Source organism: Alphaproteobacteria bacterium, from assembly GCA_016722515.1.
Classification (GTDB): domain Bacteria; phylum Pseudomonadota; class Alphaproteobacteria; order Rickettsiales; family JADKJE01; genus JADKJE01.
The window spans coordinates 1-11,110 of record JADKJE010000014.1; the positions used below are offsets into that span (position 1 = coordinate 1).

The window sequence follows — 11,110 nt, forward strand, 5'->3', positions numbered from 1 at the left end:
TAGATCCAACCGACGATACAGATGATGCCGAAACTGCTGGGTTGATTGATCAAACTGTAGATGGGGGACCGTGATGAAATTGAGTCTAATGACGTTGGGAACTGCCTCTGCAACTCTTCCTCTTTTGATGGGTGCTGGTGCTGTTCCTGTTCCTGAGGGTGTCCCGTGGTGGGCTGCACTGGTAGCGGCTACGCTTGGTCCAGCAGCAGTTGCTCTGGTGGTCGGTATCGGTCGGGCTGCTCTGATGGGGTTGTCTGGTTGGTTTCACTCCCGTGCAGAAGCTAAGCGTAGGCTTGCAGCTGCTAAGCTTAGTGATGCTAACCCCAAGAACGACGCTGATGCAGAAAAGCTCATCCTTGATGCTATCGGAGATGATGCTTTGTCTGATGCAGCAAAGAAAGCGGCTGAGAATCTCCCGGAGAAGCGGTTGTGAGTTTTACAGACGACTTGCTGAAGATTGCTTCTGATCAGGTCGGTATTAAAGAACAGACTGGCCATAATGATGGTCAGTCTGTTTTTGTATTTACTGGTGGAAGATCAGAGGCTTGGTGCGCACATTTCGTAGTTTGGTGTTATCGAACGGCTGGTAAACCAATCCCTGGTGATGTTGTTCCTAGTGTGAAGAAAGCTAATCCATTGGCTTCAGTTTCCTTCCTAGAGTCTATTTTTAAAGACCATGAGTGGCACTACCGGGAACCGAAAGTCGGAGATGTTGTATTCTTCAAAACACGGGGTGCTAGTGACCGGGGACCTGGTCGGCACACTGGGATCGTGGAACGTGTAGAGGGCACGGTAATTCACACGATTGAAGGTAACCTTAGTGATTCGGTGCGACGAACAAAACATAAACTGGATGATCCTCGCATCACAGGTTTTGGTCGGATGCCCTGAAAGGAAATGACAAATGCCACTTGGAATTAGCGCTCGTAACCTAGATCCTTCGTCCACGCTTGCCCTTCACCGGGAAATCATCCTTTTTCCTACCGCTTCGTCTGCTACAGAGGTTGTAGCTTCTGCTGATATCAGCGCATCAGTTGCAGGTGATGCTCTGACAATTGCAAAGACTGCTCCGTTTCTTTACCCGCGTAAGCTTCTGTTTACGCGCACGGATGCATCTGGTTCTAACCTCGCTATCTCTGTCTTGGTGGTTGGTAAGCGTTTTGGTCGCACCATTTCTGAGACACTGACTATTGCGTCAGGTTCTAGCGCTCAGACTGTCAAATCAACGAAGATTTACGATGAGGTAACTTCGGCTACTATCATCTCAATTGCCAATAACGCTGCGTCGGATACTTGCTCGCTTGGTACGGATACGCTCTGGTTGGGTCTGCAAAAACCCATCAAGAGCTACAAATCCGTCCGTCATATCACCATCATCAGTGCAATTCCCACTACCCCCGACGCGACTGTGTCTAAGGTACAGGCTGATCTTAGCTCGTCACTGGTGGTTGGTGGTTTGGACTCTGCTATTGACGTTGGTACGCTGTTCAGTACTACCATTGCGATTACGCAGGGTTTTGTGATTGATTACTTCCAAGATGGAGAGCCAGACTTCATTCGTCGTCTGGGTGTCAAATACGGTTGATTGAAAGGTGATACATGGAACCTATTGTTACTTCTACTGAGACTACCGCAAAGCCAACCGAAAAGGTTGATCTTCGTACTGAGATGATTAACTCCCTAAAGGGAGAAGTCGAATCAGAAGAAGGTGCTGAGGGTACGGAAGAGGAAGTTGTTAAGGAATCTAAGCCAAAAGCGAAAGCCAAGGCTGAAGAAACCGAAGACTCTTCTGATGAAGAAGAATCGAAAGATTCGGATGAAGAGGAAGAGGAGAAAGATACTGACAAGCCTAAGAAGCCGAATCGGTATCAACGACTGAAGGCACAGGCGTCAGCTGCGCAAGAACTTGCTCAGCGAAACGCCCGTGACCTTGATGAAGCGGTAAAGATTGCAAACCTTTATCGCAATCGTGCAATTGCTCTTGAGAAGCGATACAACGAAGAGTTGGCCAAGGCTAAGCAAGTTGGATATGAAGTTCCGCACGAAGCGGAAGAGAATTTCCGACTTAAGATGAAGCTTAGCGAGCAAGAACTCGAACAGAGTATCCGCCAGCAACAAGACGAAGCACGAGCAAAATCACTCGTTGAATCTGAGGTGCAGGATAAGGCTGCTCAGTTTACAGAGCAAGCGTTGAGCCTCTCTAGTGGTTATGGTCTGCGTGGTGAAGAAGCAAAGGACTTTGCGCGTAAAGTTCTTCGTGGATACGCAATCGCTGCCGAAGCTGGTGAGGAAGTTACAATGGCGGAAGTTGCTCAAACACTTGCTGCTGTTTCTCAGCAGCGGAAGAAAGCGAGTCAGGTCAGGGACCAACTCGAAACTAACTCTGGTGCACCGAAGCGTATCAATGCGCGAGCCGGTGGGATCACACCAGATTATCCTTCAACGAGGGATGGTATGATCGCCTACCTCAAGTCAGTGTCAGGGTAGTACAATGGGTATCGAAGCACATAACATTTCGGCGCTTGTCGGCCGATACATCAACAGTGTGGTTAATGAGCAGGCTAACGAAGAGTTTCCTGCGATGGGTCAAGGCGTTATCAAGAAGCTGAAGAAGCCGGATAAGGTCGGTGTTGTGAACGTTAAGGCAGGCGAACTTTCGTCTACCTCGTTCTTGGCGGATGGTGGCACTTTGCCGACGGGTGGTTCTATCACTCCGTCGCAGGGTACCTACCTGCCGGTTGCTCTCATGGTCGCCTCTCGGTTCCCCGTGTTGCTGCTGGTCTTGCATCGTCTCTTGAAGACGGTGTGGATATCGTGAAAGAGCAGATGGATTCGTTGGGTAAGTCCCTCGGTCGTCAGCTTGCTCGCGGTTTCTTCGGTCTGAGCCTCGGTTCTGTCGCTACTTCGGTTGCACAGGCTGCTACCACGTTCACGGTTAACGATCCGTCGCCTTTCCGCGTCGGTATGTCGATTGACGTGTACCGCTCAGGCTCAAAGACTGAAACCGTTACGGTTAGCAAAGTTGCTATCCCGGCGAACGGTGAAGGTGTCAGCACGATCACTTGCTCTGCTGTTGCAGATGCAAGCGGTATCCTGACGACCGACATCCTGTACCTTGCAGGTTCGCAAGCCAGCAATGCAACGATGGTTACCTTGGCGGATGTGACTGGTAGCTCGACGCTTCACGGCATCCTGGCGACTGGTAACGAGTGGACCGGCATCACCGACTCCACGACCACCACGCTTACCGTTGGTGCAATGCGTGCGCTCCTGACGACCCTGGTTCGTCGGCGTAGCAAGCGTCCGAAGTACATTCTCTGCAACCGCAAGAATGAAGAGCGATACAGCAACCAACTGCTCAACAACCGTCGCTTCATGGGCGGTAAAATGGATGCGGTTGGTGGTGCAGCGTTTGAGTTTGAGGGCATCCCGGTGTTCACGGACGAGAACGTTGGCGACACTGAGCTGTACTTCTTCAATGATGAGGATGTGAAGCTTCACGTGTTCCGTGACTTCGCTCCTGACTTTGACGGAGCAGCGAAGAAGGGTATGGACCGAGGTGCTATGATCGTCGGTACCACCACTCTCGTCTATGATGTCCAGGTGTGGGGTGCGTTTAACACTCGTTGCGAACGTCGTAACGGCTGTGCTCGCTTCTCTGCTCTTGCAGCCTGATAGGTAAATGATGAAGCCCTCACGGACTCAGCTTATTGAACAGATTGAACGTTATGGTCGTCCGTGGGGGCTCATCCCCATGAAGAGTGTCCTCGGTGACATCTTGGTTGCGGAAGAGATTCCGGTCAAGATTCCACTCACCGATGATATCTCTATCTTGGTGAAGGTGAATCGGGACATAACCGCAATCTCTGCGGAGTATCCCTTTTCTCGTCTTCTGGCGACTCGCGGTAGTCGCAAGAAGCGGTAACTGCTCTTGCAAATGAATTGGCTTCGTTAGCAAAAGATGAAGAAAAAGAAGCGGCCCAAAGACGAGTCGATGAGTTGTGCGAGATGACGGATGATTTCCGTCGAGCTAATCGAACGACGATTTGGTTGGGTAACAAATGAGCACGTTGACACTTGCACAAGCACGCACCATCGTTGCGGATCATCTGGATGACAACGATGCATCCAATCCGAATGAACGTTGGTCAACGACGCAGATTGATACTGCGTTGCAGTATGCTTTGAGTAAGTGCCTTGATGATTACCTGGCTAACGGAGGAGAGCGCTTTGATGTGCTTGCGTCGAAAACCTCCACTACTTCTGGCGTTTGTGACCTAACCACCGAGGATCCCTTGGTGGTTAAAGGTCTTTCAGTGCAGTTTGGAAACAGCTACTACCCGATTAAGGCTAACAAGACCGAGGACCGCGGTCTAGCGGATTCGACGTCTAGGACTGTGCAGGTTCGCTATGTTCCTAGGATGGCTATTCCGACTACCACGTCACATCCTCTGGTTGGTTCTGGTGCGACTGCTTACAACTCCTGGTATGCATTCGACCATTGGGTTTGTGTCCAGGCTGCTATATTCTGTGCTGTGAAGGATGCTGAGCTTCGTGCTGAGCTTCAGTCATTGAATAGCGAACTGATGGGAACGGTACTTACTCATGCTCATGTTCCACGTGCTATGCCGTTCCCTGTTTCTCGTGGCTGGCATTCTGATCACATCAAGTGGGTTAAAGACACTTGGACTGCTTCAACCAAGCAGCTCGTCTTGGTGTTGTCATGAGTCTGGAGAAGCGGAGACTCCCGTGGCAGCAGCCGTTGAGTCAATCTGCTACCTATAAACGTGTTGTGCGGTCTGAAGCGGAGCTTCAAGCCGCTATCACTTATTTTATTGGCTTGGGTAGTGGAACCTCTGCAACCCTTAACCTTAAAAAAAGGTTTCGTATTGAAATTGCAGAGGGTTTTCCTATTACCCGGTCTATTATTATACCCCCTGAGTTAGCTTTTTGTGAGATTGATTTTTGCGGTAACGGATTCACCACTACAGCAGCCATCTCAATGTTTACCATTAATACGGTAAACGTTATCATCAAGAACATCTTGATGCTAGATTCGGCATCACAGTTTACATCATTGGTTAAGTTTGGTACAGTAGATACTGTTTTCGGTACTTGCTCCTGTGAAGTTTTAGATTCTAAAATTGGAAATGCTGTTGATTTTATCTTGAACGCTAACTCTTTGAGCGGGTACTTCAAGTTAATCAACACAGAATTTTACTCAAATGCCTATGACATTTGTCAAAACACCGCAAATATTACTCTATATCTGTATGATAGTGTCATAAGTGCAGCAGGTAGTGTTTATCTCGTAAACAGTACAAACGCTGTACATGCGATCGGTTTGATCGCTAGTGAGTTGTTGTTAACAGCTGGAGTCTGTAAGATTATCGACTCTGATTTAAACAACGTGTCTATGTCCGGGACAAACAGCAGGTTCATAGGTGGTAGTGCAGGCTCTATCACTACCAGTGCTGATGGTGTACGAATTTGTGATAATGTTTGTACCGCTGTAACTGTTACAGGTAGCAAATGTGTTGTGTCAGGTAATCAAATGTCCGGTGGTAATATTACCACTAGTGGTGGTGCTGGTAGTAATACAGTTTTAGGTAATACTAATTGCGGTACTATTACATTACACGCATCAGATTTACCCACACCTTCAGGATCATATAACACATGATCATTAAGACAAAAAACTGGGATCTGCGTAATGTAGAAGCTCTCCAATCTGGGGAGCTTTGTGTACGTCAGGCGTTTGATAACTCGCTTAGCGGTACTACACCCTTTACAGCAGCCACCAAAGTATTTGGTGGTTTTACTGTTAAGCACCCTACAAATGATTCCGTTTGGCATTACGCTGTAGTTCTTGATACTACTGTAAAGCTCTATGTCCTAGACGAGTACCTTGTTGAGCTATTCAGCTACGATTATGGCGTCTCTGTAGCTCCGATGGATGTGACTCATTCCATTGTTGAGGATGAGATTACTGTTGCTTGCCCGGGTCTTCCTACGCTCTGGGGTGTGGTTGGTAGTGGTTTGATTGTTGCGGCAAAGGTCAACTCTGTAAACCCTGCGACTACAGCCCTGGATATCCCCCAGGGTCTTTGCGTTTCATGGGCTGGTAGAACTGTCATCTCTCCTGGTGATGCTCTCTACTTCTCTGATGCGTTGTACCCTCGCACCTATGTGGCTGAGAACATCCTCAACCCTCCTGGTGGAACGGTGTACGGGCTCCACGTCAATAAGGGCGGGGCACTTATCATCGTCACCTCTTCTGGTGTATGGGCTCTTCCTGAGGATGCGGCTGCTAGCGGTCAACTTGTTATCGGTATCTGGTCGAAGTTGACTGATTACGCCTGTGCCGGGTTCAGGAATAGCTGTTGTGCTGTTGGTAGAGTGTTTGGTCTCACTGATGGCGGATACCGCCTAATTGATGATGCGCAAGCTGATACCATCGCGCTAGATGAGTCTATGGTGTCCCGTTCTTCACCTGGTAGGATTACCTTTGCTGACTATCGGCAAGGTTGGATCTTCGGTGGTCAAAACGGCGTTTATGTTGTCATTGGTAAATACCTGCACTATTCGGATATGTCGTCTGAGTACCAGTCTTGGATCACCACTAGTTATTCTACAGGTTTTGTCGTTACAGCTCTGTTGTCTGAGCAAGATGGTAACGAGATGTTCCTAATGGACATGGGTGCTGGTGTAAACCGTTTCTTTGTCCGTAACGGGAATGCTCGTGCTGTAGATGGTACTGATACAATGTACGGGTCTATTGCCGGTAGAATGGGTGGGTCTCCAGCAGGTTCACCTGTTATCCGTAGAGTTAGTTTTAATGTCAACACGTACAAGGTTGCTATGGTACGGGTGTTGGACACTCAGAAAAGTGTCACGCCTATTGCTTATGCACCTATCATCGGCACTAGCTCTTGGGGTAGCGGCACGTATGAGGAAAATCGGCTACGCTCGGTGAAGGTACCAATGGCGATTCGTGGTGACGATCTAGGGTTTGAAGTTCAGCTTCAGCATTACCCAGCACTCATACCAAACGTCATTGACATTGATATTAAAGGTCCTGGGAAAGGGAGAGTCTAATGACACTAGTTACACTCTCTGGCGTAATCTCAGCTGCTAACCTCAATACCAACTTCTCAGATAAAACGTCAACACTGTTGACTAATATGAAGTCTGGAAATGAAACCACGCAGAAGACACTTAGGGTCTTTGACCTTACCAATGCTATCGCAGCATCGTTGCGAACCTACGTATTCACCCCACTTGATGATATTGAGTTGCAGGGGTTGCGGTTACAGACTTACTCAACTAATGCGAGCTTAGTTATTACTGGTACGCTCAAAGCTATCAACCCTGATACTGCTGTTGAGTACACTAAATATTTGATGGATCAAACCGTAACGATTACAAACACTAGCGTAGTTGGTAAGTCTGATACTCATTCTAGCTTTACATCACCATTCACTGTTCTTAAAGCTAATGTCAGTTATCAGCTCCAGTTGTCAAGTGCTAGTGCAACAGCATGTGATAAAGCATTGTTAATTCTACTGGCTAAGGTTAGAAGGAGAACGCGATGAGTCCTCCTCGCATTCCGTTTAAGTTTGAAACAGGGCAACAGCTTAGCCCTACTCACCTCATTGGTAACTTCCAGCAAATCGCCAATGACGTGACGAAGTCACAGAATAGGCACTGGACGTACGATTCCTTTGAGCTTGACTTCACTGGTCTTGCGTCTAGCTCTAACCTAGCTGAACGATACTTCACAATCAAAGCACCTAAGGGTTATGAAATCCTGGCTTTGGAGTTGGAGGTCTATCAAGCAGCCGGTCAGACTATTTCAATCACTTGTTCCGCTACGAACTCAACAGTTTGCTCTGTCACGACTGCTGGTGCAACCACTAAAGCACGGAAGTATCAGAAGCAAAACGGTGTTAAGGTTGCGCTAAATACAGCGGTAACCTTTACGTATAGTTCCACCTCTGGAACTAATACCGCTTGTCGTTGCATCGTTCATTTTCGCTCCAGTCGATGGAGTAACGCTACCCGCACGGAGTATACCGATACCTCAGTGCTTCAGATTGCATCAGGGGACACGGTTAGTGCCACTCAGTTGAATACTGAGTTTTCCTCTATTGAGTCGGCAGTTACAGCTGATTTTGATGCTACGCATGATCTGAAGATTTACGTTTCTTCGTACCGTAACGTCGGTACCTCTGATGTGTCGACACAGAAGAGAGATTTACCTCTTCCTGCTGCCGGTAGAACGTGGTCACGACTTCTCTCCTATATCGCAACAGCCGCATCTAGTTCTGATGTATTTTCATGGGATTTGTTAGATCAAAGTGCTGCTTCAGTTGCAACAAGCACCATTAGCAGCACTACAGGTTCTGCAACTGTGCAGGATGAGGCATCAACGAAAGAAGTAGAGCCTATCACCCCTGATGAGGGTTTCAGTGGCTCGTCAGCTACTCCTGGTGTTATCCCAACAGGAACTACCATTACCCAAACATGGGGTTCACAGGTTTGGCAATCTGTGAGTAACACAGGTGGGTCGATTACTGCTGTTGCTTCCTCATACTACCAGTTCACTGGTGGTGGTAATATCTTTGTTAATCAATACTTTGATATTACCGATGATTTTAGCGGTAAAACGTTAGCTCTACGTATTTGGGTAGATAATGTCAATGCAGTCCAGACGATTATCAGTATTCCTGGGTACGGCTTAGTTCAGTTTTATACCGCTGTACCGGAAGTTCATAATCCGACCGGAGGTCACTTCTCACAAGTGACTGGTGCTTGGTTCATCCTGGTGTTTCAGTTTAATGTCGGTAACACTGTATCCTATATCGCTGGTACTGCTTCTTCTACTACCGGTACTGCTATGCCTACAGGTCCGCAACTTATCCGACTGGGATCTAGTGCTGGTTTTGCAGCTCCAGAAATGCGGGTTAGGGATGTAGCTGTTTGGGATAATGTTACCGTCACTGATGAACAGATTAGAGCTTTCTTCAGTGGTAACGGTGTACAAGCAACAGACCCATCAGATCCAACTGATGATTACAATTTAAGAGCCAGTGCCAGGGTAGGGACGACGGCAGATGTAAAACTGGAGTACGCTGTACTCTTCCAGGTGTAACCAATGCTCTACATGAAACCTAAGCAATCATTCATTAAGCAACAAACCCCTAAGCACCTTCAAATGCAGTCACAAGCTGCACGCATGGCGTCTGAGGGTAAAGATGTTGCACCTGTGGTACCGACTACGAACATGCAGGTTCGCGCACCTCAGGCCACAGCACAGCAGGCTCAAGGCCCTAGACCTGCAACAGCTTCAACTGGTCTGACCTCTGGTGCACCTCCGTCAACTGCGGCTCCTGGGATGTCTTCTGGTCAAGGGATGCCAAACGTGACCGGTAGAACACCTCCGGCCGGTCAGTTTAACATGCAACTCAGTGAACCTGATTCTGATGGTTCTGCTGTTGCTGCTAATGGTCCTCCGAGACTGATTAATCAATCAGTAAATGATAAATTTACTGATATTTTAACCGATAAGCCGGGACCAGGATCATTTGTAGGTGATCCGAGAGATGATAGCCAAACACCGATGAGTAATGAAGAGTTGTATCAACAGGCTATTAGCAAACTTCTCGGTGAAGGTCCACGTAATACCACTGAAGATGAGAAGCTCATCCGTGACCAAATGCTTCGTGATGTTGGTGCTGGTCAAGCTGATCTGAATGCCCGTATGGGTGCATCAGGATTCGGCACCTCTGGTGCCCTAGGTGCGTTGTCTGGTGACATGCGTTCGCGTGCTGCATTGGATGCTCAAAAGGCTATCTCTGGTGTTCGCACTGATGCACGTCAGGAGTACCTTGATCGGTTGGGAATGGGGCTTAAAGGCTCTAACGATGCAGCTAACCTTGCTATCAAGCAGGCTGCTTGGACTGCTTATCAGCAGATGCTTGATGGTATGCAGGGTGGTGATGCACCTACACCAGATAACACCACTATCGGTGCTACTGATGTCTCTCATGTGCGGGATGCACCAGAGATGAGTCAAGCTGATTACGCTCAGAACGCTGCGTCCTGGGGTAGCCCGGTTTACTCAGCTGGTGGTTATAACTACTATGAGAATCCTGCTGATAAATCTCAGGTTATCAAAGTTAAAGTTCAGACGATGAGGGATTAATGAATCCGTTTCTCCAACTTGATGCTCTCCGTTCTCAACGTGATGCTGACTTCCGTCAGCGTCACGAAGCTCGTTTGAAGCAGTTTGGTGACCTTCCGTTGAGTCTGAATGATCTGTACAACGAGTACAAAGACCGTGAGCAGAAGTCTGCTCAGTTGGCTCATCAGAAGCAAATGGATGAAGGTCAACTTTCTGTCAGCAAGCAGAACGCTGACCGTCAGTCTGAGTGGATGAAAGCATCTACCCGTAACCTTGATGAAGATAACCGCCGTGCTGGTGAAACTGAGCAACGCGCTAAGACTGAGCAAGAGCTTCGTCACGCGAATGACTTGAAGGAGAACCAACGTCAGCAGGGTAAGCTTGAGGCTTTGCCTGCTACTCAGTTACCTGATACTGCTGTTAACCCTAACCGCAAAGAAATCTCTGGTGATCAGTACCAGGCTCTTACAGCTGAGCAGATTCAACAGAATCAACCCAGTGCTAAGGAGCAGGAGAACAAGCGCCAAGAGGATTTCCTTCGTCAGGTTCGCCAGAACAACACCCTTCCTAACCTCTCTGATGATGAGGTTCGTGGGCTTTATCAACAAGCTGCATTGCAGCGTGGTGATATCGAGTGGAAGCAGGGTCAAGAAGAGAAGAAGCTTGCTGACCACTCTCAGCAGTGGCGTCAGACCCTTCAGATGAAGGCACGTAATGCTTTGGCTGCTGCTAAAGCTAAGGAAGCTAAAGCCTCTCAACCTGAACGTAAGATGCTGGCTCAGTTTCAGACATCTATCAACGCAGATGCTAAAGCCTTGCATAAGGTGGATGTGATTGAGGCTGAGTTAAACTCAGGGAAACCTGTTACAGGTACGGGTCCCTTTGGTGAGATCTACAAGAAGCTCAATACCTTCATCGGTAATC

Annotated in this window: 13 protein-coding genes; all 13 read left to right on the forward strand. The window is 48.2% G+C overall.

Features of this window, described 5'->3' with window-relative positions:
• The first annotated feature begins 70 nt into the window (after positions 1-70).
• Positions 71-433: a hypothetical protein gene (locus IPP74_14935; protein ID MBL0320569.1), complete on the forward strand. Its 363-nt coding sequence runs from the start codon at positions 71-73 to the stop codon at positions 431-433.
• Positions 430-891, forward strand: coding sequence for a CHAP domain-containing protein (locus IPP74_14940; protein ID MBL0320570.1), 462 nt, complete (start codon positions 430-432; stop codon positions 889-891). The genes IPP74_14935 and IPP74_14940 overlap by 4 nt, the downstream gene beginning before the upstream one ends.
• 13 nt (positions 892-904) lie before the next feature.
• Positions 905-1,585 (forward strand): hypothetical protein, encoded by a 681-nt coding sequence (locus tag IPP74_14945; GenBank protein MBL0320571.1) that lies wholly within the window; start codon positions 905-907, stop codon positions 1,583-1,585.
• A 14-nt stretch (positions 1,586-1,599) separates the two neighbouring features.
• Positions 1,600-2,487 (forward strand): hypothetical protein, encoded by an 888-nt coding sequence (locus IPP74_14950; GenBank protein MBL0320572.1) that lies wholly within the window; start codon positions 1,600-1,602, stop codon positions 2,485-2,487.
• A gap of 4 nt (positions 2,488-2,491) precedes the next feature.
• Positions 2,492-2,818, forward strand: coding sequence for a hypothetical protein (locus IPP74_14955; protein MBL0320573.1), 327 nt, complete (start codon positions 2,492-2,494; stop codon positions 2,816-2,818).
• Entirely contained in the window at positions 2,806-3,675 is an 870-nt protein-coding gene (locus tag IPP74_14960) for a hypothetical protein (protein ID MBL0320574.1), read from the forward strand. Before IPP74_14955 ends, IPP74_14960 begins: the two co-directional genes overlap by 13 nt.
• Positions 3,676-4,061: 386 nt before the next feature.
• Positions 4,062-4,727 carry a hypothetical protein gene (locus IPP74_14965; GenBank protein MBL0320575.1) on the forward strand — a complete coding sequence of 222 codons (666 nt, stop codon included), beginning with the start codon at positions 4,062-4,064 and terminating at the stop codon, positions 4,725-4,727.
• The gene (locus IPP74_14970; GenBank protein ID MBL0320576.1) at positions 4,724-5,683 is read left to right on the forward strand and encodes a hypothetical protein; all 960 of its coding nucleotides are present in this window, start codon (positions 4,724-4,726) and stop codon (positions 5,681-5,683) included. The genes IPP74_14965 and IPP74_14970 overlap by 4 nt, the downstream gene beginning before the upstream one ends.
• The gene (locus tag IPP74_14975) at positions 5,680-7,098 is read left to right on the forward strand and encodes a hypothetical protein (protein ID MBL0320577.1); all 1,419 of its coding nucleotides are present in this window, start codon (positions 5,680-5,682) and stop codon (positions 7,096-7,098) included. The genes IPP74_14970 and IPP74_14975 overlap by 4 nt, the downstream gene beginning before the upstream one ends.
• The gene (locus IPP74_14980; GenBank protein ID MBL0320578.1) at positions 7,098-7,595 is read left to right on the forward strand and encodes a hypothetical protein; all 498 of its coding nucleotides are present in this window, start codon (positions 7,098-7,100) and stop codon (positions 7,593-7,595) included. Before IPP74_14975 ends, IPP74_14980 begins: the two co-directional genes overlap by 1 nt.
• Positions 7,592-9,154 (forward strand): hypothetical protein, encoded by a 1,563-nt coding sequence (locus IPP74_14985; GenBank protein MBL0320579.1) that lies wholly within the window; start codon positions 7,592-7,594, stop codon positions 9,152-9,154. Before IPP74_14980 ends, IPP74_14985 begins: the two co-directional genes overlap by 4 nt.
• Positions 9,155-9,157: 3 nt before the next feature.
• Complete coding sequence (locus IPP74_14990) at positions 9,158-10,207, forward strand: hypothetical protein (GenBank protein MBL0320580.1); 1,050 nt, start codon at positions 9,158-9,160, stop codon at positions 10,205-10,207.
• A partial coding sequence (locus IPP74_14995) for a hypothetical protein (GenBank protein ID MBL0320581.1) occupies positions 10,207-11,110 on the forward strand: 904 nt, incomplete at its 3' end. The genes IPP74_14990 and IPP74_14995, both read left to right, overlap by 1 nt.